Below are 26,366 nucleotides of genomic sequence, written 5' to 3' on the forward strand. Positions count from 1 at the left end.
AAGCATTCCTTCAGAAAATCCGGGTTGTCCTTTCTGAAATCACTCAACACTCTGAAGTTAGGACAGTTCATGTGCGATATATACATAAAGCTCAAATCTTCACGGCATCTCCTCTCAATCTGGCGAGAACTGAATACCCCGCGACTGTACGCATAAAGCAGGATGCCAACGATCAGCCTGGGATCAAAGGCTCTCTGCCCCAAATAACTGTACTTCTTCTCGATACTCGAGATGTCGAGCTGCCTGAAAATGTCATCGTAGACGAAGCACTCGTGGTCCTTCGGCAGTAAATCGAACACGCTCGAAGGAAACAGCAACCTCTGATTAAACTTTACAGGATCATTCTTGAACGGAACTCGCATACTGCTATCCTCTCTAATTTTAGCCAGTATCATCCTATGGATATGCGAGCTAATTGTCAAGTGTATTTAATATATTATTGCTATATTACATTATATACATAATGTCATGTGTTCTCGGACAAGCTCCTAGTAACCACATTAGGTTCTTTGCACGTAATGAGAAGCGTCGTGCAAAGTCATCGGCTCCAATCTCTGGAATCTCATTTTCATTGCCACTGCTGGTCACGAGGACCTCCGGTTAGAGCCCAACGGCAGGGCTAAGCGGACCGAACCACGCCGCCAATGGGCTCGAAATAAGCACCGAAAAATGCGCCCGGCGTGGGTCGGTTCCGCTTGAGCCCTTTGTTAGCAGGCTTTTTCCAGCTTCTCGGCGATCCATTGATTGAGGCTTTTGCCTTCTCGTTGAGCGTTTACATAGGCTTTCCGATGCAAATCTTGGGGCAAGCGAAGCATGAGCCGACCGGAAAACGGCTTATCTGGTTCTTCCCCACGTTGCTCGCAAAACTCGAGGTAGTCGTCGATGGACTCGCGAAAGGCGAGTTCTATCTCCGCAACGCTCTTGCCCTGGAAGGTAATCACATCCCTCAGGTCCAATACCTCACCATGAAAGATGCCTGCTTCGTCATCATATTCGACCTGACCCGTGTAACCCTTATATTTCAACATGGCTCTGTTCCTCTGGACTGATACCTGCTTCTTTCAAGAATCGTCTCATAGATTTAAGTGCTCCCTTTTCTATTTCTTTGCGTGGATGAGGACGGTGAAACACGGTTCGAATTCCGTTGAGATATATCCGAACCCGGGAACCTCTCCCTTCACTCAGTTCGGCACCCAATGCAACGAGCAAAGTCTCGATATCCGTCCAGGCAATGTCGGAGCGGATTGGATCCTCAAAGGTGGCACGAAGTGTTCTTCTGTGTTTGTTGCTCAGCTCCATAGTGCCAATATATGACACCACCTCGCATAAGGGAAGCAGGAATTTGCATCAGGGGACGATGACGCTGGGCGACAGGGTCTGCTAATCGGGATAGGGGGAAGCCTCGCGGCTTCCCTCCTCCCTCACCACCTGGCATACGGATCACGAATCCCGCTGCAAGCGGGATTCGGCTGATTACTCCGGCCCCGCTCGGAGCGGGGTTCGGTTTCCTCTGCCCACCATGAACATCACTCTTTCGAGCAGCTACGTCTCCGCCAGCTTTATCCACACTGCTACGTCTCACAATACTTGACTCTAAGAGTCCCAGTTTAGATGAAGATGTCCTCCCCCACAAGTTGTTGGGAGCTTGAGAGGGAAGAGGTGCGTATTTTAGCAGTCTTGTAAGCCGTCGATCATTTCAACAGCCTCACGGAAGTTGCAGCAATTGACGGCCATGACGATGTCGATTGGATTGAAGTTTTTCTGACAGCGGAAGCACCGGGCCAGGTTGGTTTTGGGGTTGGTGGCGGTTTGGAACTCCGAGCACAAGGGAAAGCGAAAGCCCGGTATCCAACTCGGCGGAGAATCGAAATCAGTGAACGTGCGCTGCTCGATGCTGCGGCCGCTCACGATTTGCGTTGCGCTGGGTAAGCAAGTTGTGGTAACGAAGATAGGTGAATCCGGCAAGAAGCCGGGCTGGTAAGTTTATCAAAGAGGATTGGGTGGCGCGGTCTGCTGGAAAAGCCGGACCCAGTGCCGCTGAATTCGACACGTTTTCCGTTTTATGCGGTCAAGAAGGCCCTGAACCCCAAAGATTTGGGTGGATGGGCCTTTTGCATTTAGGGCGAGAAGCAACCCCAGCAACAGGGAGAACAGCGAACCGTGACACATCGATCAGGCATCGTATTTCTGATCTGGCTGTTGGCCGTGTGCGCGTGCAGCGGGGATGATAAAGCTTCCACAGGCGATCCATCCAAGCCGGCGGCACAAGCATCCCGTGAGCTCCACCTGGCAGGGGGTGACTGGGGGGTTCCCACTCCTTTCACGTTTTACCCCAGAGGGCCGGGTTATATTCATTTGAGCCTGATCTATGACACCCTTGTCTGGAAGGACGCCACAGGCTTGATTCCGTGGCTGGCTGAACGCTGGCAAAGGAGTGCGGACGGCCTGGAATGGACTTTTCACCTGCGCCCCGGAGCCGCATGGCAGGACGGAAAGCCCGTTACCGCCCGGGACGTCTGTTTTACTTTTGACTATTTGCGAAAGCATCCGGTGGAGTGGTTCGATCTGGATGCCGTTGCGACCGTCTTGGAAGTCGACGATGACACTGCACTGTTCCGCTTGCGCAGGCCGTACGCGCCCTTTTTGACTCAAGTGGCGGGAAACGTTCCCATCATTCCGCAACATATCTGGCAGGATGTGGCAGATCCGCGCTCGAGTGCAACCTTTGAGCGGGCAGTCGGCAGCGGTCCCTACCGCCTCAGCCACTACGACAAGGCGCAGGGCGCCTATGCCTACCGGGCCAATACGAACTTCTTCCTGGGGCCGCCGCGCATCGAAAAAATTGTCTTTGTGCCAGTGGGTGATCCGGTGGCGGCTCTCGAAAGAGGCCTGGTGGATGAAGGGGGTGTACCGGCATCACTGCTGGCGCGATTCACCAACCGTGAGGATTTCGCCATGGTTTCAGGCCCTTCCTACTGGGTGTTGACGCTGCGTTTCAACGACGAGCGCTATCCCTTTTCCCGCACAGGGGTGCGCCAGGCGCTGGCCTATGCCGTCGAACGCGACGCATTGATCCGCCAGGCTGTACCGGGCGGGCTGCAGGGAGCCAAGCCCGGCAATCCGGGATTTCTGCCTCCCGATTCCAGCTGGCATGATGCAGCGCTGCAGCATCTCTACCCGCACGACCTCGCCAAAGCAACAGCGCTGCTGCGCGAGAACGGCATAGAAGATCGCGATGGGGATCAGGTCTGTGAAGGAGAGGACGGAGCTCCTCTGCGCTTCACTCTCATTACCACGCCCCAGTACCTGCGCGAAGCGGAGGCAGTGAAGCTGATGCTGGAAAAGATAGGTCTGCCGGTGCAGCCCAAGGCGATGGACGTGAAGAGCCTGGACGCCTCCGTCCGGGAAGGGCGGTTTGACCTGGCGCTTACCGGCCATGGCGGACTGGGAGCGGACCCTTCGGTGATTATGGGCTTTGGAGCGGTGGCAAGAAGAGCGCGCAATTTCGCAGCTCCCTCGATCCCGGAATACACCGTTTTGGCAGAACAGCTGCTGACCTGCCCGGATTTGCCGCAGCGCATGGAATTGTGCCGCAGGATGCAGCGCATCTATGCGCAGCAGCTGCCCACTCTCCCCCTCTACTATCCCGTCTGGTTCAGCGTGTATCGCAGCACCGTCCTGGACAACTGGTTTTATACCGCTCAAGGGGGAGTCGGAATCGGCATACCGTCCCCGTACAACAAGTTGGTCTTCATCCGGGGGAAGCGATCGTGAGCAGGCACCTGCAAAGACGTGCGGCAACCTACCTGCTGGTTTTTCTGGTGGCGGTGTCGCTCAATTTCCTGCTGCCGCGAGCCATTCCCGGAAATCCTCTGGAGGAGCTGAGCAGCGGTCTGGGCAATCTGCCGATCCAGCTCGACCCCGAGACTCTCAAAGCGTTGCAAAGTTATTATGGCCTGGACAGACCGCTGTTGGAACAGTTTCGGCGCTATCTCGAAGGGCTGGTGACCGGCCAGCTGGGCTATTCCATAAGCTACCGTGCTCCGGTCAACAGCCTGCTGCTGCAGCGTTTTCCATGGACCCTGCTGCTGACTTTGAGCTCCCTTGTGCTGAGCTTTTGTGCAGCAGTGTTGCTCGGGACCCGATCGGCCAAAAGAAGAAACGGGGAGTGGAGGGTGCTGCTTCCGGCAGTTTTTTTTGAGAGCGTGCCGTCCTTTGTCCTGGGCAGTCTGCTCCTCGTTTTACTTGGCGTAAAATTACCCCTGTTCCCCCTGAGTGGCGCCTACAGCGCTTTTTCGGATGCCGAAGGGGTGTGGCAAGTGCTCGATATCGCCCACCATGCCGCACTGCCCGTGCTGGTTCTGAGCACGTCGAGTTTTTTTTCCGCCTACCTGGTGGTGAGAAGTTCGGTATTGCTGGTCAGCCAGGAACCCTACGTTCTGATGGCTGCCTTGAAGGGATTGCCCGAGCCGATCATCCGCTACCGCTATGTGCTGCGCACCGCATTGCTGCCGCTCATCACCTTTTTTGGAGTGCGTCTGGCGTATTCGGCCGGCGGTGCCATACTCATCGAGGTGCTTTTCGCCTATCCCGGGGTCGGACGATTGATCTACGAAGCGGTTTTGAGCCACGACTATCCGCTTTTGCAGGGAGCGTTTCTGGTGTTCACCGTGTGGATCATTGCCGTCAATTTTCTGACCGACTGTCTGTACATGAGCCTTGATCCACGGGTCAAAGAGGTGTGAGGCCGTGCATAACTGGAAGCATGTGACAACTTCGCTGTGGAGCCGGTCGGCTGGACGGGTCGGATTGCTGGGGGTTATGGGCTTGACCGTTTTGGCGCTGACGAGCCTGGTGTGGAGCCCTTACCCGCCGGAAGCGGTAGCAGGGGCCAGCCTCATGCCGCCAGGTCTGTTGCATCCCCTGGGGACCAACGGCCTGGGCCAGGATATTTTCAGCCAGGTCCTTTGCGGGTGCCGAGTGTCTCTGCTGGTGGCGTTGACTGTCAGCATCGGCTCATCCTCCTGCGGGTTCTTCATCGGCGCCGCCGCCGGGTATTATCCCAGGCGTCTGGGCGTTTTTCTGATGCGCCTGGTGGATGTGCTGATGGCCATTCCGCGGCTGCCCATGATTATTCTGCTGGCGGTATTTTTGCGTCCGCACCTGTTGAATGTGACTGCCGTGTTGATTTTTCTTTCCTGGCCGGGTGTGGCGCGCACCATACGCTCCCAGGTCCTGGCCCTGCGCGAGCAGGACTCGATTCGTTTTGTGCGTTTTTGTGGGGGCGGCTTCACGTATGTCCTGCACCGCCATCTCATCCGCGAACTGTTTCCTCTGCTGCTGGCCAAAAGCGCCATGGCGGCCAGCTATGCCATCGTGGCCGAAGCGGGTTTGAGCTTTCTTGGGCTGGGCGACCCCACCCTGAAAAGCTGGGGTACGATGATTCGGGGTGCCCTCGACTATCCCGGTTTGCTGTGGATGCCGGCGTGGACCTGGTGGCTGGTGCCGCCTGCAATGATGGTGAGCCTGGCGGTGTTTTTCTGTACCCTGCTGGGATACGGGCTGGATGAGGCGCTGCGACGGCAGGAGGGCGAGTGATGCTGACGGTGCGGGATCTGACACTGAAGGTCACGCGCAAGTGCATTTTCCCGGTCTGGCACGTGGGGTTGGACCTGGGCAAGCAGGAACGGGTGGCGGTTGTGGGCGAATCGGGCGGAGGCAAAACGAGTTTGGCCTGCGGCCTGCTCGGCCATCCGCTGCCGGGACAGCATATTGTTTGCGGCCGGGTGAGCTTTGGCAGGACCGATCTGTTGCATCTTTCCCCTGCGGAGCGGGTGCAGTTCTACTACCGCGACATAGCCCTGGTGCCGCAAAATGCGCAAAACATCTTTCATCCCACCCAAAAACTTTGGAAATCGGCGCGCGAAGTGATGGCCAAAAACAGTCCGGAAAGATTGATGTTTCGGGATGTGACGGAACGGGTGTCGGTTTTCAGTGAGTCGCTCGAACTGCCCGTTGCTTTGTGGTCTCACTATCCCCATCAATTGTCCGGCGGGCAGAAGCAGCGTATGGCCGTCATTCTGGCACTGTTGAACAACCCCCGGGTGCTGCTCCTGGATGAACCGTCCAATGCTCTGGACGAGCTCAATCGCAGAAAGCTTGTCGATTTTCTCACTGCCTGGGCGGGTTCGACGGGGGCCGGGCTGTTGCTGTTCACCCATGACATGGGCATCGCGGCATGTTGGGCAACCCGTATCGTGGTGTTGTACCGCGGTGAAGTGGTGGAGGAATTGCCCGCGCGCATGATCGGTGCCCCGCGCCATCCCTACACGCGCGGACTGGTGGCCGCCAATATCCGCTTGGGAGATCCTCCTTTGAGCCGTTGCGGTATCCCCGGCCATGCCGTTCCCGTTGCGCAAATGCCGAAGGGCTGCGGCTTTTTCGAGCGCTGCCCGCAGGCGCACAGCCACTGCAGGCATGAAATCCCTTCTCTGGTGGCGAGGGGAGAGTCCAAAGTGAGGTGCTTTGCGGTGGATTAGGGGCGACCGGGTAAAAATGATGAACAGCAGGCCTTGCTCCTGATGATATATTTTGAAGTGAGAAGCGGATGCATTGGTCATCTTTCACGTCATGGCGTGATGGTTTGGCCTTTGCATCTTGGGATCCGGCGTTTTGGTTCCGGCATTGCCGGGTGCATTGAGTTGCAGGCTAACCTTAAATATAGGGAGGACAACGATGAGCACGGAATACCCACAGGACCTTCAGGAAGTGATTCGATTTCACGGTCACATGTGCCCCGGTCTTGCCATCGGCTATCGCGCCGCCAAAGCGGCTCAGGCGCGTCTTGACGTGGCCCGGCCGGAAGATGAGGAACTGGTGGCCATCGTGGAATCGGACGGCTGCGGCATAGATGCGATCCAGGCGATGCTTGGATGTACTCTTGGAAAGGGCAACCTGATTTACCGGGACCACGGCAAACAGGTGTACACCATCATCTGCCGGGAACGCGGTCGGGCCGTGCGGGTTGCGGCAAAACCCGGACTCTTTAATCGGAACCCGGACCAGGAGGCGGTTTTTCAGAAAGTATTGGGCGGCCGGGCATCCGAGGAAGAACGTCAGACTTTTTGGGCCTTTCAGAAGGAAAAGGTGGCGGAATTACTGGCGGCGGATCTCGACGCGATTTTCACTATCACCGATGTCTCACCGGAGGTTCCTGAGAAAGCGCGCATTTTCAAATCGGTCAATTGTGCCTATTGCGGTGAACCGGTGATGGAGCCTCGGGCCAGAATCCGGGACGGCAAGCATGCGTGCATTCCCTGTTCCGAAAGCTACGGTCGGGGCTGGTGATGCTTGGATTTGCCGGGCATGGGCGAGCGACAAGTCGGATGCCGCCTGTCGAGTGCGCTGACCAAGCCGCGCCCCCCATTCTTAGCCTGGAAGGCGTGACAAAGCGGTTTAAGGCAGGCAGACAGTGGGTTGAGATTCTCAAGGGTGTGGAGCTTGTGGTGCGGCGAGGGCAGGTGGTTGCGCTGGTGGGGCCTTCGGGCGTGGGCAAAAGCACCCTGTTCCATATCATTGCCGGCCTTCTGGAGGCGGATGCGGGTGCGGCGGAGTTTCAGGGCATGGTGCTGCCCTTGAAGGCAACCCACCAGGGGCGACAGGCCATGTCGCTGGTGTTTCAGGATCCCTACTCGGCGCTTTCGCCTCACCTGTCTGTGGTGGACACGATTCTTGAGCCCCTGCGGATTAAAGGGCACAAGGAAAACCTGTATGACAGGGTGCGCCAGGTTCTTGCTGCGGTCAACCTGGCGCCTGCCGAAAGCTATGTCAACCGCTACCCGGGGCAGCTCTCCGGCGGGCAGCGGCAGCGTGTGGCCATTGCCCGTGCCATTGTTACGGAACCTGCTTTGCTGCTGGCCGATGAGCCCACTTCGATGCTCGATGCTTCAGCCGGCATCGGCATTCTCAACCTGCTGCGCGGGCTTGCCGAGGGCGGCACGGCGGTGCTCATCACCGTGCACGATCTTGCCTCCGCCTGCTATGTGGCCGACCATCTGGCCATTCTCGAAACCGGCGAGATTGTGGAGGAGGGGGCTCCTCAGGCCATTCTCGCCCATCCTGTGCGGCCCATCACCCGCAGTCTCATGGCTGCGGCCAGGTCCTTCTGTACGGCCAATTCAGAACTTGAACTGTAGACTCACGTTGAAACTTCGACCCGGCGCCGGGAAGTAGTATTCCTCGACGTATTTCTTATCCAGCAGGTTTTCCACTCCCGCTGACAGAAGCGCCGTGGATTGCTGGTCTCCCAGGGCGTACCGGAAAACCGGATAGCGAAACAACAGATCCACTGTGCCGAAGGCCCCCAGGTTCTTCAGAGCAACCGGACTCCCAACGGGAACCCCGGCGGCCATATTGGCATCATCCATGATGGGCACGTCGCGCGCTCCAACATAGCGGTAGGCAATGCTTGCCAGGGTCCCGTCCCGGCGTTGGTACTTGAGACCGCAATTGGCTTTGTATTCCGGCAGTTCGGAGAGGGAATCGGAAAGCTTGTTGCTCCCATCAAAAACGTCCCCGTCCTTGTGAGTCTTCTGAAAAGTGAAGTTGGCGAAAGCATAAAAATCTCCCCATATGCGCCCATCCGCCGCCAATTCCACGCCATGGAACTGGACTCCGTCCAGGTTGTAGACGATGCGGCTGGGAGCATAGCCAAATATGGTCCGGATGTAGTTGTCCACCTGGTAGTTATAGTAGGTTAGCCACACGGTGGCATCCGACATGAACTGGTAACTCAGGCCGGTTTCAAATTCCACAGCATCCTCGTTGGTGAGCTCTTTGCGAGCAATGTCGCCGGCAGGATCCACTTCCGGACGGTAGCCTCCATAGTACCAGTAGAATTCAGGGGTGGTGGGGAAGCGGGCGGCACGCGCTACCCGGCCAAAGAGTGCCAACGGCTCGACGGGGCGATAGACGACCCCGAATTTCGGTAGAGGAGTTATGGCGCTGAACTTGGCGTGAACAGTTTCGTAGCCGGCGGGTTTCCCGTTGTTGTAGGCGGTGACCGCATCGATGCTGGTATCGGCGGTAAAATTATCGATCCGCACGCCGCCGTACAGTTCCAACTGTTCGAACGGCCGCCAGGTATCGTCCACATAGAATCCATGCCATTTGCTGGCATCGTTTTCGGCGGGTGATTCGGACAGGAAAGACTTGAAATATCCTTCTTTGACATAGGTGTTGCGCAGATCTCCACTGCCCAGATAGACGCCCTGCCCGCCGAAGCCAAGAAGGTTGCTGCCGAGGTCCCGACTGAAGCGGGTCGACCAGCCCCACGAGTTGTCCGGTGAGGACGTTCGTTCCAAAACCTTTGTATTGAGATCTCTGGATGTCAGCACATCCTTTCGATCCACGTGATTGTAGTACACAAGCGCCTCGGTCTTGAAGCCGAGCAATGTCTGCCGGTAGGCCAGCTCCGTTTCGTACCTGTGTTCAGTATAATAGCTGCCATCCCCGTAGGCATCCCCGGCAGGGAACACGATGCCCGGCCCGATCAACAGGCTTCCGGATGATTCCGGGTAATCGGGGTCGTATCCGGGAGTGCCTTTCCAGTTCTTGACCGGCAGGTTGAAATTGCCGTCCACGTAGCGGAACGCGGCGCGCAGTTCACCATCGCCCCACGGATAGTAGTAGAGGGTTCCGCTGTAATTCTGCCGCATGGCTTCACTGTTCCTGAGATTTCCGTCGGTGCTGTCGAACCCCGCGGTGATGACTCCGCCGGCGTTACCGTAGCGCATCGCGGCGTAATTGCCGGTCCCGAAGGTATTGTAGCGTTTGTAGCCGCCCGACACGCTCACCTCGAGCTCTTCGCCGGGCCTTTTGGGAACCAGATCGATGGTTCCGCCAAGGGTGTTGCCGTACTTGGCGCTGAATGCTCCCTTGCTCACATCCACATCCTCCCAGGCAAGCAGAGGGAGGGTGCTCCAATCGACATAAAAGCCGCCGTACACTCCGGTGCCGTTCAGCAGGCGGCCATCCAGCATAACGTTGTAGCGGCTTTCATCCATGCCGCGCAGCCTGACCTGGCTGCTCTTGGGGGTGAGGATGGAGCGTCGCTGAACATCAATTCCCTGGGTCTTATCCAGCACGTCCGGTATCGTGGAGACCACCGGAGCCTCGTTGTCTTCGATGGATATCACTTGAGTGTTGCCTTCCGGCGTCACCTGGAGCACCTCCTTGATCGGTTCCGCTTCCACAGTGATCATGTCAAGTTTGGTGACTTCCTGCGCTCGTGCAACTCCTGCGATGGTCGGCAGTATGGACAAACAAATCAGCACAGTAAAAGGGCGGTGCATGTTTCCTTTCCTCCTGTTCTCAGCATCCATGGGTTGTCCTTGAAGCTGTTCTGTCGGTGCGAATTGTTTTCAACAGCGGCTTCCGGGCATGGAAAACAAAAAAAGCCGGGAAGGATCAGCGCTCTTCCGAGCGAACCGAAGCCTTCCCGGCTTCACTGTTAGACGAGTGGGCGGCATCGCCGCCGCATGCTGCAGGCTTTGAACCGATTGTCAACCCAGGATCGGAAATGCAGCGGCATCACAAGGGTGTAGGTGTAGCTTGGGTAGAGCGCAGCGAAACCCAACGATTAACTGGCCCGCCCAGCCCAACCTACGGATTTCTACGGAATTCGCCCCCTGATTGCATGCTGCTGCACCTAAAGATCATGTCTCCTGGCTCCGGCCTTCCAGGACCAGCGGTTTGATATCGAGGATCGGCGTGCCGTCATACATGTCGATTCCCTTGACATGCAACACCGACCCTTCCACATCCAGTACTTCAAGTACTGATAATCCGATCGGATTGGGCCGGTGCGGTGAGCAGATGCTGAAGACTCCCATTGCTTCCCGCCGGTGGGGTGGAGTCTGAACCAGCAGTTCGGGGCTGAAAACGGGGCTGCGGTCAAAATAAAAAATCACCACGATCTTCTGACCGGGTTTGATATCCCGCAGACCCTGGCGATATTCTTCATGGACCAGCAATCGGCCTTCAAGGTCCGACACGGTCCAATGCCGGGGCACTTTTTCCGCCTGCGTGCGTACTACCCCGATAGGTTCCATAATGATCCGCATTACTGTCTCCTTAACTACTGCATTGAAGGGTCGTCTACGCCAATGTCGTCGCGCTTCATGTAAATCTCGCCGCCCGTCCTGAAGTAGGGCATCAGCAGGGTCATGGGGAGCTCGTTGAGCTGCCCGTCCTGCAGGTAGGCGTCATTCATTTCAGAACAGACCACATGGCCTACGACAAGGGAGTACTTGTCGCCGATCATCTCATTTTCCAAACGTGCCTCAATCCAGCCAACGGCCTCCTTGATCCGTGGCGGGCGAACTTTCCTGGCGGAGGTGGTCGCCACCCCTTCCTGGGCCAGTTCGTTGACCCCAACAGGGTAGTTCTTGGCGCACTTCATGGCGGCGCTGAAGCTCGGCCTGCCCATCACATTGACCACGAACTCACCGCCGCTGCGAATATTGCGCAACGTGTCGCGCGGCAGTGCCGATGCCAGGGCGATCAGCGGCAGCGGCCGCAGAATCGGCATGACGCAGCTGTACGGGGCGGCATTGGGGGTGCCTTGCGGGTCGACGGTGGTGATTACCGTTACAGGTAACGGAAAAAATCGTTTGAACTGTTCCGGAGCCAGTTCCATTGCTTCCTCCTTCGTGAAATCCAACTTGCCAAAACCAAAATTTTGCGATTCCGCCCTCAGCCCCTTGTCGTGCCGACGCAATGCCGCCAGGGCGGAACGCATCCAGTGATTGATGGTGACTCCCCGAATTCCAGCCCGCATCGCAATGACGACGGCAGTCTTGCTCAGCAAGAATCACCAAATTCAGGCAAAACCAAAAAAGGCCAAAAAGGCGGGCACTCTTCTCTGTGCTCTGTCAGCCTTCCTGGCCTTGATTTTGTTATTTCACGCTGCGTTGAAACGGGCCGCAGCAATTGCCGACCGAATGCATTATTGCCCTTCTTTTACCGGCGCCGTGCGCCGATGTCAATAAATTGTTTATGTGCTGCGCTATCGAGGATGACGTGCCTTGCACCTTGTACCAGCGGATTGCAGGCCGGCCGGCTTATCACGCAGATCGGCGGTGGTGATGCCATTTTGCAATTGACACGGGCCCGGCTCAATTGCTATAGAATAGCGCACGATCGGGCAGGAAGCCCGGCCATTGTTGCGCATACCGATTAGCGTTCAATAATGGGCCATGAAGGCCTGAGCGGGAAGAAATCCCCCAGGGCTTTCGTGGCCTTTTTGTTTTAGCAATAGTATACAATCCAACGATTTTCTGGTAACCGTTTACCAGCGACCCAAAAGGGGTCGACTCAGGCGCTGTGAGTTCAGTGCCTCGGGCCGATTCAAGCCGACTCTTCGGCCTTTAGACCAACTCGGTCTTGGGGTCGGTTGGAAGGATGTGGGGACGGAACGATGTGGGGGAAGGATGATGCAAAGGAAGTGTGAAGGACGGAAGGGGAGGGGTCATCCTTTGGTGCTTGTCTTCCCTGGGAGCGGCCATGTACGTTGCATGTAACGTTGTGGTCGTGCTGCTGCTGGGAATCCTGTCCGGCTGGGCGCACTGTGCCTCTCCAGCACTGGATGCGACCAGGCGGATCGAGGAGGCAATGGCTCTGCAGCAGGGGACGCAGGCGCGCATTGAGGCCTGGAGAACAGAGCAGGAGGAGCTGCGTTCGCGCATTCGCAATTTGCAGAGTGAATTGCGCTATCTCCGCTATCAGGGGGAGCAATACGCTTCCTATTCCACGCGGCAGGAAGAGAACATCCGCAAGGCGGAAGAAAAGTATGCAGGGCTGCAGGAGATTCAAAGAAGTCTGGAGCCATACCTGAATACAGTCTTCGAGCGTCTCAAGGCTTTCGTGCAATCGGACTTGCTTTTTTTGCCGGAGGAGCGGAAAAAGCGGCTTGAGTTCATCGAGGAATCCTTGGGGGATTATCACCTGGCGGCATCGGAAAAATTCCGTCGGGTGCTGGAAGCGTTGCAGGTGGAAGCCGAATACGGCAGATATCCAGAAGTGTACGAAACCTTTCTGGAGCTGGATGGCAGCGCCACTAAAGTGCGGGTATTGCGCCTTGGTCGTTTGGCTCTCTATTACGCGACCCTGGATGGGCAGCAGGCGGGCAGATACGATGCGCAGACGGGGGCATGGAGGGCATTGCCGGGGGATTCGCTGAACGAGATCAAGTCGGCTATTCAAATGATCGGCAAGAGTCGCACTCCGGAACTGGTCAATGTACCGATTCCACATGGGTCTGATGATGTACCGTGAGGAGTTTGCAGGGATGCAGCAGAGCGCCTATCAATTCAGTCTTGCTCTTTTTGTTCTCTTCATCCTGCTGATGCCGGCTGCCGGGTGGTGCGACCGCTGGGACCTGGCGCAAGAGTATGCCGGGACGTATGCGGAGCAGGCCGGGAAAGACGCGGAAACGGCCCAGGCTTTGATCGACCGGGAAAGGCAGGAACTCCTCAAAGAACTGTCCCGTGTCGAAGAAGCCGTGCGTGAAGAAGAACAAAAATTGGCAGAGCGTAAAGCGCGGTTCGATAGTTTGCTGCAGGAAGAACAGGACGTGGCAGCGCAGCTTCGTCAGGGGGGGAGTGAAGCGGAAAAGATTCTTGAGATCTATCTGGCTGCTCAAAGGGATGTGTCTGCGATGCTGGAGGCGAGTTTCATTGCTGTGGGCAGTGAGACCGCAGTGCTCGATCCGGGTGATGCGACGATTCCGAGCCTTGCCGACGTTCAGCGCCTGGTTGATACGCTTTTTGAGGAGATGGTCCGGTCGGGAAAAGTGGAGCGGTATGAGGGGAGTTTCATCGGCCCCGGCGGAACCGAAGTGAGTGGAGAGATACTGCGTTTAGGAGACATCAACGCTCTCTACCGCAGATCCGACGAGGTGGGGTTCCTGAAGGTCGACCGGACTTCAGGTAGCCTGCTGGGCGTTCCGGTCGTCTCTTCCTGGTTTGACCGGGACGAACAGAGCATACACAATTATTTTGAAGGGAAAACTGCGGTGCTGCCGGTGGATCTTTCCGGAGGGGAGGCTCTGATCCACTATGGCAACGATCAGGACTGGCTGGCATGGCTTCGTTCCGGGGGAGTGCTGGTGTGGCCCATACTGCTGGTAGGACTGATTGCATTGCTGTTGATCATCGAACGTATGATTTTTTTGCTGCGAACCAAGGCCAATTCGGAGGCGCTTATTGCGGAGATCGAACAACTGGCGGAGTCCGATCGCTGGCAGGAGTGTGAGGCGCACTGTTGCAATCAAGAGAGGGCTTCGGTTGGTCGGGTTTTACGGGCCGGTCTGCGCAACCTGGGCAGTGACCGCGAAATTGTAGAGAGCGCCTTGCAAGAGGCGATCATGAAGGAACTGCCGCGCCTGGAACGGTTCCTTTCAACCATCAGCGTACTGGCTGCAGTGGCGCCCCTGCTGGGCCTGTTGGGAACTGTAAGCGGGATGATCAATACCTTTCAGGCCATTACCATTCATGGCACCGGGGACCCGCAAATGCTTTCGGGAGGAATCTCGGAAGCGCTCATCACAACCCAGCTGGGACTGACGGTCGCCGTTCCCGTGTTGATATTGCACCATTTGCTGGAGCGCAAGGTGGATGCAATCATCGGCGAGATGGAAGAAAAGAGCACCGCTCTGACTGTTCTGATGCTGAAAAATAGAGGGATTCATGGGGGAATGGTGGATCAGGCTGCTTGATTTGCCGTGGGAAGCCTTGCAGCTGATGCGTGCCGGTGGGAAGATCATTTTGCCCATTGCAGCTCTATCCCTGGTCATGTGGTTTCTCATTGTGCGTAAACTGGCAGAACTGCGGGCTGCGACACGAGAGCGACTGCTCTACGAACAGTACACGCAGGCACGGGCCGATGGAACGCCGCAACCGCCACAGGGATGGCTGACGCAACTCCTCAAGGAATTCGAAGCGCGCAGGAGCTGTGAGGATAAAGCCGACAAAAAGCTGTTGTTCACTCTTCTTAAAAAAAAGTCGTACGACATCCAGCGATCGGTTTCGACCATCCTGGTGCTCGCCTCGATTGCTCCTCTGCTCGGTCTGTTGGGCACCGTAACCGGCATGATATCAACCTTTGATGCCATTTCCCAGGTGGGAACCGGCAACCCGCGCCCACTGGCTGCGGGGATTTCCGAGGCGCTCATTACCACCCAGTGCGGCCTGGCGGTGGCCATTCCCGGATTGATCGTCGGAAGCTACCTGAATCGTCGAGTCGAGCGCTTTCAAGCGCGTTTGGATGAGCTTGGACTGAGACTTTACCGCCGTTATCAGCTGGCTCCTGTGCTCGGCCGGCAGGTTCCCGGAGACGAACGATGATGCGTGCAACTGCGTATCGCTATCGTCGCTCTCGCAACACGGAGCTCAATCTGGCGCCTCTGATCGATATGATCTTCATCCTGCTGATTTTTTTTCTGGTAACAACCAGCTTTGTGCGAGAAGCCGGAGTAGACATTGATCGACCGCAGGCGCAGAGCGCTTCCAATAAGGAAAAGGTCCAACTGATCATTGGAGTCGATGCCGGGGGGCTCATTTACATCGACGGCAAGACCATCGATGTTCGTTCCGTGCGCGCCCGAATGGATCGCTTTGTTGCGGAAACACCGCAGAGTTCGGTGGTGATTGTTGCCGACCGGAAAAGTGAAACGGGAATCGTTGTGCAGATTCTGGACGCATGTCGACTGGCCGGAGTCAAAGACATCAGCCTCTCGGCCGAGAAGAAGGGGCCATGAACAGCTGTAGACTGCACGACTATTTTTGGCCCATCTGTTGCGCGTTGTTGATTAACGGGATGTTGTTCATGGGCATTGCAGTTCTTTGCCGCGAGAGTCCATCGAGTAAAGAAATGACGATCTCCAGCCCGATTCATCTGGCTGCGGGCGCTTTCGCCGTTCCATCCCAACCTGCACACGCGGAGCTGCCACAACCTGCCGTGCCCGAGTTGCCCTCAGAGCCTGAGAAGATCCCCGAGATCCCTCGGCTGAGCGACGCTGCAGTGCACTCGCAGGTGGAACCCGTCAGTGAGATAGAGCTTCCGCAATTGCAGCACGAAATTGCTCCTGATTTGATGCCGGTCAAGATTCCCAAGCCGAGCGAAGGAGTGAAATCGAAAGCAAAACCCAAGCGGCTTTCGGCCCGACCGGCACAGGTTCCAGCGGCAGAGTCGGTGCTCCCTGAGGTGATTGCGTCACCTGCCGGTACTGCGGTGACGAGCGGCACGCCGGGTAAGAGTTCGGGTGCTGCTGCCGGGCAGGCTTTGGCAGGTGCGGACCTGAATTCCAGGGAATTTGGGCTTGGCGAAGTGGATCAGGCGCCGCAGGTGATCAAGCAACACAAGCCCTCCTATCCTCTGCTGGCGCGGCGACGCAACCTGACGGGAAATGTTACGGTGAAATTCCTGGTGGACCGGCGTGGTAAGGTGTGCAAGCCGAAAATAATCGAGGCGCACCCTGAAGGAGTGTTTGAACAATCCGTTCTGGAGAGTGTCACCAAATGGCGTTTTAAGCCCGGAGTCTACCAGGGCAGCGAAGTTTCCACCTGGGTGGTGCTGCCCATCCAGTTTCGTCTTGCAGGCGGCTGAAATGGGAACCGGCGCGAAAATCTTTCAACTAATGCTGGTCGGACTTGTGTCCCTTTCCTTCTGGGTTCCTGAAAACCTGCAAGCACAGGCGCCCAGGAAGGACCCCCAAAAGGTACTTTACCAGGCGAAGCAGGCCCTCGACAACCGACAGTACCGTCGGGCCATCCAGATCATCGAGCATTACCTGAAAGACAGCGGTACTGCCGGGTCCCCTCCTGCTTACGAAATTCTGGGCAATGCCTGGTACCATGAGGGCAACCTTGATGAAGCATACCGAGCCTTTCACAAGAGCTTCCAGTTGAATCCGAAGTCGTTCGAGTCGTGCTCCAACCTGGCAAGTGTTGCCTATGCCATGAGCAACCTGGAGGAAGCGGCTGGCTGGTACGAGAAGGCCCACGGGATCTCGCAGGAAAAATCCGGGGAGCTTCTCTACAAGGCGTCAGTGAGTTACTCCAAAGCAGGGAAGAAAACAGAGGCCCGCAGGGTGCTGCAGCAGATCCTCGAAGAGCAGGAGAAGATGCCGCAGTCGTGGTGGCAGCTGTTGATCCATGCGGATATCGATCTGGCTGACTGGAATGCGGCGGCACAGCATCTGGTGGCGTATCTGGATCGGTACCACACGGACGCGGAAGATTGGAAGCTGCTGGCGAAGGTCGCGGTGAACCGGAAAGACTACAAGACGGCAGCCGTTGCTCTGGAAATCGCCCATGTTCTGAAGGGACCGGAAAGGTCGGCATGGAAAGAGCTGGCAAACCTCTACTTCGCTCTGGATATTCCTCTGCAGGCGGCTCGCTGTTTGGTAAAAGCCTTCGGTCCGAATCCCTCGGCGTCCCAGTGTGACGAAATGGCAGGAGCCTATGCGCGAGCGCATCGCCTGGCGGGCGCAATCGATTATGCGCGGCGGGCGATTGAGCTCGATCCAACCAGTGAGCGTTATGTGGAGATCGGCAAGCTGTATTATCAGGCGGGTCGCTGGCAGGAGGCGGCGGATGCCCTGAACGCCGGCTTGCGGTTGGATGCTGCTTCCGGCCTGGCCCACTTGCTGTCGGGCTACACCGCCCTCGAACTGGACGACCTGGAAGCTGCCCGCTCGGCTTTCCAGAAGGCGGCCTGGGATGATGCCTGCAAAGCCCGGGCTCAGCAGGCAATGCGTGCCTTGGATTATTAGTGGACGAAGGCAACGTGGCGGCACACTCGACGAGTTTGCCTTGACCATAGGAGCGTTTTGATCTAGAAAATAACACAACGGTCGCCTGAAGGCGGTTGGCTCCATACGAATTTTTACCGGCGGTTTTCAATTTGGCCACGAAGGCTTACGCCCGACCAGAGGGCAGGGGGGTCTCGTGGTTTTTTTTATTTTGCAGCATCCATCGCAGGCACTGGAGGGTTATGTCATGTGTGAAGCACACGCTTATCTGACGAGAGAAGGCAAAGAAGAGCTGGTTATGCAGAGTGTCGAAGTGCTCCGACCGGAAGGTGATCAGCTGTACATGCAGAGTATCTTTGGGGAGCAGCGCTGGATCAGGGGGCACATAAAGGAAATGAATCTGGTGCAGCACCGCATCGTTTTAGAGGAAGACTAGGCGGCCGTCTGAAAGCTCCTTCTCCCTCGATGGAGAGGGTTGTGATGAGGAGGCAACGGGTTGAAATCTCATTTCTTCATTTAACCTCTGTCCCTCGATGGGGAGAGGTATTTCTCATTCTCGGACAAGTTTCCAGCTGCGGGAGACCAATTTGCTCAGGATAGCAGTCATTGACGGACAGGGCGGGGGGATCGGTTCTGTCGTTATTAAGAAAATCAAGCAGGTTTATGGCGAACAGGTTGAAGTCTGGGGTCTGGGAACCAATGCCATTGCAACTTCTCAGATGCTCAAGGCAGGGGCCAACCGTGGAGCGGCCGGGCAAAACGCCGTGTGCCACTGTGCCCGGCAGGCGGACATCATTGTGGGTTCCATTTCGATTTTGATCGCAAACGCCATGATGGGTGAGGTCACCCCCGCAATCGCTCAAGCTATGGGGTCCTGCACTGCCACCAAGATTTTGCTTCCCATTTCCCAGGATCCCGTGCTGGTCGTCGGCAGCGTGCGTGAACCTCTGCCGCACCTGGTCGACCAGTTGGTGAACGACTACCTGAAACCCTTTGTGGATGCCAGCGGCAAGCCCTAATTTGATTCGCATCTGCTGGAGCCTGTTTGAGAACGGGTCGAAAGGGTGCCGCGATCCTTGCAACACACGCCATATTCGAGCGATCATGCGCTTTTCGGGGCTCCAACTGCTGTCGGAATGACTTCGGGCGGCCTTGCCGGACAGGCTCCGGGCGTCCCACGCCCCTGATCGCGCCCCGTCTGCCTCCCGCTGCAGGCAGGAACCTCCGGTCTCTGCCACTCCATCCTTATTCGAGACCTGTGCGGTCGGCGGCCCGCCCTCGACTTCCCATGCCGCATGAAATTCAGCATTGACAATATCCGCTGTTGACAGTATTGTTATTGATAATGATTCTCTTTTAATAGATGTCTGCTTATAGGGAAAATATGAATACTCGCCCCTCCACCACCCAACAACGCATCGATCAGATGGTCGCCAAGCTGAAGGCGCACGATTGCAGGATAACTCCACAGCGACTGGCCATCCTCAGAATACTGGCGGCCGGCGAGGACCACCCTTCGGTAGAAATGGTCCATGAAAGGGTCAAACATGAATTTCCCACAACCAGCATCGCTACCGTCTACAAAACGGTTCATCTGCTCAAGCAGATCAACGAGGTAGTGGAAATCGCTTTTCCCGACTGGAGCAACCGTTACGATGGCGGCAAACCCTTTCCCCACCCTCATGTGATCTGTATCCGTTGCAGGAAAATTACCGATCCGAAGCTTGGCTTCCTGAAGAATATGACAGCGCAGGTGGCCGCTGAAACCGGATTTGACATAGTGGAGTACCGCCTGGATTTTTTTGGCATTTGTGCCGACTGCAAAGAAAAAGAAGGACCGACAAAGGAGGAATTGACATGACCAACGACGAGCGCAAGCCCACCACAAACGATGCCGGAATCCCCGTATCCAGCGATGAATACTCGCTGACCGTGGGGCCTGATGGACCCATTTTGCTGCAGGATTACTATTTGATCGAGCAGATGGCCAACTTCAACCGCGAACGTATTCCGGAGCGCCAGCCTCATGCCAAGGGGTCCGGAGCGTTCGGCTACTTCGAGGTGACCAAGGATGTCAGCGCCTACACCAAGGCAGCGGTGTTCCAGCCGGGTACCAGGACGGAAACGCTGATTCGCTTTTCCACCGTGGCCGGCGAGCGTGGCAGCCCGGACACCTGGCGTGACCCGCGCGGCTTCGCGCTGAAGTTTTACACCAGCGAAGGCAACTACGACATGGTGGGGAACAATACTCCCATATTCTTCCTGCGCGATCCCATGAAATTCCAGCACTTCATTCGCTCCCAGAAGCGCCGTGCCGACAGCGGCCTGCGCGATCACGACATGCAGTGGGATTTTTGGACCCTGTCGCCCGAGTCGGCGCACCAGGTCACCTGGCTGATGGGTGACCGCGGCATTCCCAAAACCTGGCGACACATGAACGGTTATTCAAGCCATACCTACATGTGGGTCAACGCCAAGGGGGAGCGTTTCTGGGTGAAGTACCACTTCAAGACCGATCAGGGCATTGACTGTCTCACCCAGGCGGAGGCCGACCGAATCGCGGGCGAAGACGCCGATTACCATCGACGCGACCTGTTCGAGGCCATCAAGCGAGGAGATTATCCCAGCTGGACTCTGAAGATGCAGATCATGCCCTTTGCGGAAGCCGAGACGTACCGCTTCAACCCTTTTGACTTGACCAAAGTGTGGCCGCACAGCGACTACCCGCTGCATGAAGTCGGGCGTTTAGTACTGAACCGCAATCCAACCGACTTTCACACCGAAATCGAGCAGGCGGCGTTCGAACCGAACAATCTGGTACCAGGCATTGGTCCCAGTCCGGACAAGATGTTGCTCGCGCGGCTGTTCTCTTATGCCGACGCTCACCGGGCCCGGCTGGGTGTCAATTATAAGCAGATTCCGGTCAACCGGCCCAAATGCCCTGTACACAGCTACAGTAAGGACGGCGCCATGCGCGTCGAGAACGTATCCGACCCGGTGTATGCACCAAATTCCAAGGGAGGCCCGCAGGCCGATGCCAAGCGCTATCCGCAGGTAGAGGTGTGGCAGGCCAGCGGGGAATTTATCCGTGCCGCATATACCCTGCGCAAGGATGACGACGACTGGGGCCAGGCCGGTACCCTGGTGCGCAAGGTCATGGACGCAGAGCAGCGTGATCGGCTGGTGTCCAATGTGGTCGGCCACCTCAAGAAAGGCGTGTCCGGGCCCGTGCTGCAGCGTGCCTGCGAATACTGGCGCAAGATCGACCGGGAGATTGGCGACCGCATTGCTCAAGGCGTAAACGGCGCATGACCGCTGGGAAATTGCCGCCGGCTCGTCATGACCGCAGGGATGGTCCGGGGCGGGCTTCGCGAGCTTTCTGTTTATCTGATTTCACAGGTTTTTTTCGATGACGTGAGGCAAATTCTTCGGCGAGGTTGCGCAGACTGGTTTGCAGCATGAATGCACAGCGCTCACAAAAGAGGATGTGCAATTTGTCAAGCTGGCCGACCTTGGAGCTGAAATGCATCAAACAGAGGGATTCCTCGCAGTGGTACAGCGACAACGTATGCGCGACCTCGTGCAGGGCAACCTTGGCCAGTCGCTCATAGTAGCGGTCAATGGAAACTGCCGTACCGTCCTCATTGTGCCGCAGGCGGAAACCGGAAACCACTGCGGCTCTACCCCCCATTTCGGCTTCACCGAAGACGTAGGTGAGAATCGGAATACACAGGTCAAGGTTGGTCAGCGCAAGAATTCTGGGATATTTGGGAAACGCACACCCGCTCAGGTGTTTGAGAATGAGACCGGCGTCGAACTGCTGCCGGTGAGCCTGGTAGGCATTCTCTGGAACTTCGTGTGGACCCAGGAAGTCGACCTCTATTCCCAGGACTGCCTGGAGGTTGGCTGCCACCACCCGCAGTGCGATTTCTCCCAGCCTGCCCATTTCCACAATGCCCAGGCGCAGGGTCGAAGGCTTGACTTTGGTCATGGGTCCCACTCGTCCAATCTTTGGCTGACCGCTGTTACGAAGCCGTGTCCGACGGTTTCAGACGATACTTCTTGATCTTGTTATGCAGGGTGGTCCTGTTAACCTCGAGCAGACCGGCTGCTTTGGAAATATTCCCATCGCACATGGCCAGGATGCGCTCGATGTGTTTTTTTTCCATTTCCTTGAGGGAGTTCGGGAAGGAGAGGTCGGTGGTGCCGGAGCGGAAGATAAAGGCGAAGTCGTCCCTGCTCAGATGACGCCCCTTGGACAGCACGACAGCACGTTCCAGTGCGTTTTCCAGTTCACGCACGTTGCCCGGCCAGTCATAGGACTGCAGCAAATCGAGTGCCTTCTGCTGAATCCCCATAACGGGCTTGTTGGTTTCACGCCGAAAACGGTCGAGAAAATGATGTGCCAGGGCGGGAATGTCGTCCAGTCGGCGGCGCAGGGGAGGGACTTCTATTTCGATGACATTGAGACGAAAGTAAAAATCCTTGCGAAAGGTCCCCTGCTCGATTTCCCTGGGCAGGTTCCGATGAGTGGCGCACACCAGTCGGAAATCCACCGCTATGTCTTTGGCGCCCCCGACTCGATGAAATTTCTTCTCCTCCAGTACGCGCAGCAGGTCCACCTGCATTTTCAGAGGGATTTCTCCGATTTCATCCAGGAACAGAGTCCCTCCTTCAGCCATTTCCAGACGGCCTTTTTTGGCCCGTGTGGCTCCCGTGAATGCGCCGGTTTCATGCCCGAATAATTCACTCTCCAGCAATGATTCGGTAAATGCGCCGCAATTGATGGGGATGAAGGGACCGTAGCGACGCTCGCTCTTGGCATGGATGGCCTTTGCCACCAACTCCTTGCCCGTGCCCGTCTCTCCTCGCAAGAGTACGGGAGAGTCCACCTTGGCAACCTCCTCGATCAGGGAAAAGAGCTGCTGCATACACTCGGATGAGCCCACCAGGTTCTCATAGCGCATCCTGGTGGCAACGTGTTCCCGCAGCAATATGTTTTCATCAATGAGCTTCTTTTGTTGCAGCAATTTTTCTACCAGCAGCGTCAATTGCTCCGGCTCGAAGGGCTTCATGAGATAATCGTTGGCTCCCCGTTTCATGGCTTCTACAGCGGTTTCGACGGAGGCATAGGCGGTAATCATCACGGCCATACTGTAAGGATAGTCGGCTTTCACACGATCGAGGACCTCCAGTCCACCAATATCGGGCATTTTGATATCGAGAAAGATGAGATCGTATTCTTTGGTCTTGAGCATTTCCAGTGCCTGCCGCCCCCCCTCGGCGCCCTGAACCTCATAACCCGACTTCCTAAGCCAGCCGATGAGCGATTCCCGTACAATCAACTCATCATCAACGACCAGGATCTTGATACGTCCCATCATGACGGATGTGTCCTCCTTTGCCTGTTTGCATGCATGCCCCGACCGTTTGCGGCAGCTTCATTCACAGGTCGCGTCTTCGGGAATTGGGAAAAAGCGAACGATAAAATTGGAGCCCTTGCCGACTTCGCTCTTCACATAGATGGACCCGTGATGCTCTTTGATGATCCCATAGACGACGGACAGTCCCAGTCCGACGCCCTTGTCCTGGTTCTTGGTGGAGAAAAAAGGCTCGAAAATTTGTGACAGCATTTCCTCCGGAATGCCCACTCCGGAATCCTCCACCTCCAGCCGTATCAGGTTCTTGCGGTCCTCCCAGCGGGTCCTCACAGCAATATCGCCTCCGTTCGGCATGGATTCCATGGCGTTGAAAAAAAGATTGACGATGCATTGCTGGATCTGACTGGGATCACCCACCATCTCGGGCAAATCATCCTCCAAATCGAGGTGCAGTTTGACTTCCTGTAATTCCATTTTATGGCCGAACAGAGACACCACCTTGTGGATGATTTCGTTGATCTGGAACGGTTTTCGCTCCATCTTCTGCTGTCTGGAAAACGACAGCAGATTGCTGACAATGTGGCTGCAACGAGCCGATTCCGTATCGATGAGCTGCAGGTAGTATTTGTATTGAGCAAGGTTTTCGGGGGTGAGCGGTTCTTCTTCCAGACCCCGGTGCACCAACCGTGCTAGCGCGTGTATCCCTGAAAGGGGATTGTTGATTTCGTGTACGGAACTGGCGACCAGTTTCCCCAGGGCAATCATCTTGTCTTCATGGATCAGGCGAGTGAGGTTCATGGTCAGGCTGCGGGTTTTTTGCTCTACTCTGTTTTCAAGCTCATCGGTGATGTCTCGCAAAATTTCCAGAACCAGATCTACTTTGCCTTGACTGTTCTTGAGGGGCATCGTGGTCACTTCACAATACCACATTTGACTGTTGCGGTCGAAGTGTTCATGGATGGCATGCGCCATGCCTCCGGTTTCGATGCTTTCCGCCAGGGGACAGATGTCCCCACGTTCACTGCAGGGACCGGTGGCCTGGTGGCTCACTTGATAACAATATTTGCCTATGATCTCGTCCTTGGTCATACCGACCGAATCCAGCAGGGCCTGGTTGGCATCGAGTATCCTCAGATCCGGCTGCATGATGAGAACTCGATCCTGGATACTCGAAAAAATGCTGTCAACGATGCCTTGCACCATTTCCAGCTGGCGCTTTTCCAGCAGATATTCTTCGCGAAATCGAACTATATCGCTGAACAATCTGGATATTGCCGATTCCAAGACTTTCAACCGAGCGGGTTTACGCTTCAGGAAATCCTCCAGCAGCACTTCGTTGCCGGTGAGCTCGATTACCAGGTCAAGATCCTTTATGGCGAAAAAATCATGGTAATCTCTCGTGGTGAAGATACCCTTCTGGCGTGCCAACTGAATCCCTGCCGCGGTATCGTTGATGTCCGCTACCGCGACAATTTGCGCCTGCAGACGTGGAAAACGCTTGGCATCCAGCATTTCCAGAAAGGCCTTGCAACGCTTGCCGCCACCAATAACGGCAATGTTCATCAATTGCTTCGAATGCTTCACCCCATTTCCTTTCCCGATCCCCAGAATGAGTCGGTCAACGGTAGGTGTTGAAAAATTAGATAGCCAGTCGAAAATTTAGACAGCGACTCCTGGGCACCAACCATGCGGCTTTTGAGAAAACCGGGCAATTCGTCGGCTAAAAAGTCAACAATCCTATTCCATAGGATCAGGCCGCGTGAAACGAGTGTGCTCCCGACTTCCGACCGGCTTGTTATTTTGAAAAGGTTTCCAATAAAACGTATAAGTAATTGTATTTAATAGCTAAAAGCGATAAAAAGCCAATCCCTGAAAAGCCTTTTAGGCAGCCGCCTCGGCCAAATTCAAAGGTTGGCACACCTTTTGATTATCTTAGACTACAACTTGATAAACAAGGGAAAAAAGCCCAAAGGAGGCCACAATGAAAACGAAAAGATCAAATCCTGTGAATAAAATGGAGCTCAACGGGGAAAACCAGTGCATATGGATGAAGGCCGGTGTGGTGAATTTCAAATTGTGCGACAATGCCTACGATTGTCTCAGCTGTCCCTTTGATAAGGCCATGTCGCGAGCCGTCAAGAAGGACTCGGCAAAAGTCATCAGCTGGCGTGAAGCCATGAGAGAGCGGCCCTATGCGCAGCGCGAATGTCGCCATATGCTGACGGGCAGGGTCGAACATCGGTTGTGCTCGAATGCGTATCGCTGCGACGTATGCGAATTCGATCAGTCTCTCGACGAAAACGATTTGAATGCAGCTCCCGCAGCGCCCTCCATCAGGAACATTGCAGGTTTTAAAATGGCGGACGGCTATCATTACCATCGCGGGCACAGTTGGGCGAGAGTCGAGCACGGAGGGTTTGTGCGCATCGGCGCCGATGATTTTACCCTGAAGCTGCTGGGTTCTCCCGACGCAGTGCGTTTGCCGAAGCTTGGATCGCATGTCGAGCAGACCGAAGTGGGGTGGTCCATCGAACGGGAACACAAAACCGCTGAGATGCTTGCCCCGTTGAACGGCGTGGTGGTGGCGGCCAACCACAGGGTATTGAATCAGCCGGAGACGGCCAAAAACGATCCCTACGGGAGTGGCTGGCTGCTGGTGGTGGAGCCCAAGCGCCTCAGACCGAACCTGAAAAACCTGCTGTTTGAAAGGGAGGCCACTGTTTGGCTGGGAGATGAGGCCAAGAGGCTGGATGACATTGTGATGGAAACCTACGGTATGTCCATGGCCGCAACGGGTGGTGAGATTGTCGACGACATCTATGGGAATCTCCCCAACGTAAAATGGGAGCGCCTGGTTCACGAATTTTTGCTCACCTGATCGCCATGGTTGCGCCACATGCTGCGAGGCAGGGGTCCCGTTTGCCGGCGGCCCCTGCCTACTTCATACGGCTTAACCAAGCGCGCAGACAAGCAGCCTGTTAAACCTGCCCCGGGAGACGGCCGGCGACCTCATTGGAAGTACTGCGCAGCAACCCCCACCCCATATCCCCGCCTGTAATTGCACTGGTGGTATGGCATTGATGTTCACACCGCGTTGTGGTATCAACCGAAATTGCTATTCAAATGCATAACGTGTGTTTAGGTCGATGTTGCCCGATTACGTCAAGGGGTGA

General features: G+C 56.1%; 27 protein-coding genes. 17 read left to right on the forward strand and 10 right to left on the reverse strand.

Features of this window, described 5'->3' with window-relative positions:
• The 4 genes from K1V27_RS05530 to K1V27_RS05540 all read right to left on the reverse strand — a co-directional run.
• On the reverse strand, positions 1–362 hold a 362-nt coding region (locus K1V27_RS05530), incomplete at its 3' end, for a transposase (RefSeq protein WP_258928577.1).
• A 345-nt stretch (positions 363–707) separates the two neighbouring features.
• Entirely contained in the window at positions 708–1,028 is a 321-nt protein-coding gene (locus tag K1V27_RS05535) for a type II toxin-antitoxin system HicB family antitoxin (protein WP_258928579.1), read from the reverse strand.
• A complete protein-coding gene (locus K1V27_RS22745) occupies positions 1,015–1,299 on the reverse strand; it encodes a type II toxin-antitoxin system HicA family toxin (protein ID WP_353740533.1) in 285 nt (94 codons plus the stop codon). The genes K1V27_RS05535 and K1V27_RS22745 overlap by 14 nt, the downstream gene beginning before the upstream one ends.
• Positions 1,300–1,668: 369 nt before the next feature.
• Positions 1,669–1,908 (reverse strand): hypothetical protein, encoded by a 240-nt coding sequence (locus K1V27_RS05540; protein WP_258928581.1) that lies wholly within the window; start codon positions 1,906–1,908, stop codon positions 1,669–1,671.
• 252 nt (positions 1,909–2,160) lie between these two features.
• Between K1V27_RS05540 and K1V27_RS05545 the strand changes: the two genes are divergently transcribed.
• The 6 genes from K1V27_RS05545 (at position 2,161) to K1V27_RS05570 (ending at position 8,195) form a co-directional block, all read left to right on the forward strand.
• Positions 2,161–3,774 (forward strand): ABC transporter substrate-binding protein, encoded by a 1,614-nt coding sequence (locus K1V27_RS05545; RefSeq protein WP_258928583.1) that lies wholly within the window; start codon positions 2,161–2,163, stop codon positions 3,772–3,774.
• Positions 3,771–4,745, forward strand: a complete 975-nt coding sequence (locus K1V27_RS05550; protein ID WP_258928585.1) for an ABC transporter permease — start codon at positions 3,771–3,773, stop codon at positions 4,743–4,745. The genes K1V27_RS05545 and K1V27_RS05550 overlap by 4 nt, the downstream gene beginning before the upstream one ends.
• Before the next feature lie 4 nt (positions 4,746–4,749).
• Positions 4,750–5,598 carry an ABC transporter permease gene (locus tag K1V27_RS05555; RefSeq protein WP_258928587.1) on the forward strand — a complete coding sequence of 283 codons (849 nt, stop codon included), beginning with the start codon at positions 4,750–4,752 and terminating at the stop codon, positions 5,596–5,598.
• Complete coding sequence (locus K1V27_RS05560; protein WP_258928588.1) at positions 5,598–6,539, forward strand: oligopeptide/dipeptide ABC transporter ATP-binding protein; 942 nt, start codon at positions 5,598–5,600, stop codon at positions 6,537–6,539. The genes K1V27_RS05555 and K1V27_RS05560 overlap by 1 nt, the downstream gene beginning before the upstream one ends.
• A gap of 196 nt (positions 6,540–6,735) precedes the next feature.
• Positions 6,736–7,347, forward strand: coding sequence for an FmdE family protein (locus tag K1V27_RS05565; RefSeq protein ID WP_258928589.1), 612 nt, complete (start codon positions 6,736–6,738; stop codon positions 7,345–7,347).
• 95 nt (positions 7,348–7,442) lie between these two features.
• Complete coding sequence (locus K1V27_RS05570; RefSeq protein ID WP_258928590.1) at positions 7,443–8,195, forward strand: ABC transporter ATP-binding protein; 753 nt, start codon at positions 7,443–7,445, stop codon at positions 8,193–8,195.
• Here the strand turns inward: K1V27_RS05570 and K1V27_RS05575 are convergent.
• The 3 genes from K1V27_RS05575 to K1V27_RS05585 all read right to left on the reverse strand — a co-directional run bounded on the left by K1V27_RS05575 (position 8,178) and on the right by K1V27_RS05585 (position 11,869).
• Positions 8,178–10,352: a TonB-dependent receptor gene (locus tag K1V27_RS05575; protein WP_258928591.1), complete on the reverse strand. Its 2,175-nt coding sequence runs from the start codon at positions 10,350–10,352 to the stop codon at positions 8,178–8,180. The genes K1V27_RS05570 and K1V27_RS05575 overlap by 18 nt on opposite strands.
• A 363-nt stretch (positions 10,353–10,715) precedes the next feature.
• Positions 10,716–11,123: a tRNA (N6-threonylcarbamoyladenosine(37)-N6)-methyltransferase TrmO gene (gene tsaA / locus K1V27_RS05580; protein ID WP_258928592.1), complete on the reverse strand. Its 408-nt coding sequence runs from the start codon at positions 11,121–11,123 to the stop codon at positions 10,716–10,718.
• Between the two features lie 14 nt (positions 11,124–11,137).
• On the reverse strand, positions 11,138–11,869 hold the full coding sequence (locus K1V27_RS05585; RefSeq protein ID WP_258928593.1) for a flavin reductase family protein: 732 nt from the start codon (positions 11,867–11,869) through the stop codon (positions 11,138–11,140).
• Positions 11,870–12,564: 695 nt separating this feature from the next.
• Between K1V27_RS05585 and K1V27_RS05590 the strand changes: the two genes are divergently transcribed.
• The 10 genes from K1V27_RS05590 to K1V27_RS05635 all read left to right on the forward strand — a co-directional run bounded on the left by K1V27_RS05590 (position 12,565) and on the right by K1V27_RS05635 (position 21,124).
• Positions 12,565–13,335 (forward strand): DUF3450 domain-containing protein, encoded by a 771-nt coding sequence (locus tag K1V27_RS05590; RefSeq protein WP_258928594.1) that lies wholly within the window; start codon positions 12,565–12,567, stop codon positions 13,333–13,335.
• A gap of 13 nt (positions 13,336–13,348) precedes the next feature.
• Positions 13,349–14,776: a MotA/TolQ/ExbB proton channel family protein gene (locus tag K1V27_RS05595; RefSeq protein WP_258928596.1), complete on the forward strand. Its 1,428-nt coding sequence runs from the start codon at positions 13,349–13,351 to the stop codon at positions 14,774–14,776.
• A complete protein-coding gene (locus K1V27_RS05600) occupies positions 14,748–15,404 on the forward strand; it encodes a MotA/TolQ/ExbB proton channel family protein (RefSeq protein WP_258928598.1) in 657 nt (218 codons plus the stop codon). Before K1V27_RS05595 ends, K1V27_RS05600 begins: the two co-directional genes overlap by 29 nt.
• Positions 15,401–15,817 carry an ExbD/TolR family protein gene (locus K1V27_RS05605; protein WP_258928599.1) on the forward strand — a complete coding sequence of 139 codons (417 nt, stop codon included), beginning with the start codon at positions 15,401–15,403 and terminating at the stop codon, positions 15,815–15,817. The genes K1V27_RS05600 and K1V27_RS05605 overlap by 4 nt, the downstream gene beginning before the upstream one ends.
• Positions 15,814–16,665, forward strand: coding sequence for an energy transducer TonB (locus K1V27_RS05610; RefSeq protein ID WP_258928601.1), 852 nt, complete (start codon positions 15,814–15,816; stop codon positions 16,663–16,665). Before K1V27_RS05605 ends, K1V27_RS05610 begins: the two co-directional genes overlap by 4 nt.
• 1 nt (position 16,666) lies before the next feature.
• Positions 16,667–17,833, forward strand: a complete 1,167-nt coding sequence (locus K1V27_RS05615) for a tetratricopeptide repeat protein (protein WP_258928602.1) — start codon at positions 16,667–16,669, stop codon at positions 17,831–17,833.
• A gap of 226 nt (positions 17,834–18,059) precedes the next feature.
• Entirely contained in the window at positions 18,060–18,248 is a 189-nt protein-coding gene (locus K1V27_RS05620) for a CooT family nickel-binding protein (protein WP_258928603.1), read from the forward strand.
• A gap of 151 nt (positions 18,249–18,399) precedes the next feature.
• A complete protein-coding gene (locus K1V27_RS05625; protein ID WP_258928604.1) occupies positions 18,400–18,831 on the forward strand; it encodes a DUF3842 family protein in 432 nt (143 codons plus the stop codon).
• 365 nt (positions 18,832–19,196) lie between these two features.
• Positions 19,197–19,673, forward strand: a complete 477-nt coding sequence (locus tag K1V27_RS05630; protein WP_258928605.1) for a Fur family transcriptional regulator — start codon at positions 19,197–19,199, stop codon at positions 19,671–19,673.
• Entirely contained in the window at positions 19,670–21,124 is a 1,455-nt protein-coding gene (locus tag K1V27_RS05635) for a catalase (protein ID WP_258928606.1), read from the forward strand. The genes K1V27_RS05630 and K1V27_RS05635 overlap by 4 nt, the downstream gene beginning before the upstream one ends.
• A 25-nt stretch (positions 21,125–21,149) precedes the next feature.
• On the opposite strand, the gene K1V27_RS05640 is transcribed toward K1V27_RS05635, so the two are convergent.
• The 3 genes from K1V27_RS05640 to K1V27_RS05650 are packed head-to-tail and all read right to left on the reverse strand — an operon-like array spanning position 21,150 to position 24,777.
• The gene (locus K1V27_RS05640) at positions 21,150–21,803 is read right to left on the reverse strand and encodes a hypothetical protein (RefSeq protein ID WP_258928607.1); all 654 of its coding nucleotides are present in this window, start codon (positions 21,801–21,803) and stop codon (positions 21,150–21,152) included.
• A gap of 34 nt (positions 21,804–21,837) precedes the next feature.
• Positions 21,838–23,196, reverse strand: coding sequence for a sigma-54-dependent transcriptional regulator (locus K1V27_RS05645; RefSeq protein WP_258928608.1), 1,359 nt, complete (start codon positions 23,194–23,196; stop codon positions 21,838–21,840).
• A gap of 57 nt (positions 23,197–23,253) precedes the next feature.
• Positions 23,254–24,777 carry an ATP-binding protein gene (locus tag K1V27_RS05650; protein WP_258928609.1) on the reverse strand — a complete coding sequence of 508 codons (1,524 nt, stop codon included), beginning with the start codon at positions 24,775–24,777 and terminating at the stop codon, positions 23,254–23,256.
• A gap of 397 nt (positions 24,778–25,174) precedes the next feature.
• Between K1V27_RS05650 and K1V27_RS05655 the strand changes: the two genes are divergently transcribed.
• Positions 25,175–26,071, forward strand: coding sequence for a glycine cleavage system protein H (locus tag K1V27_RS05655; RefSeq protein ID WP_258928610.1), 897 nt, complete (start codon positions 25,175–25,177; stop codon positions 26,069–26,071).
• Positions 26,072–26,366 lie beyond the last annotated feature (295 nt).

Origin of the sequence: Desulfoferrobacter suflitae (assembly GCF_022603395.1) — a bacterium.
GTDB classification, from domain to species: domain Bacteria; phylum Desulfobacterota; class Syntrophobacteria; order Syntrophobacterales; family Syntrophobacteraceae; genus Desulfoferrobacter; species Desulfoferrobacter suflitae.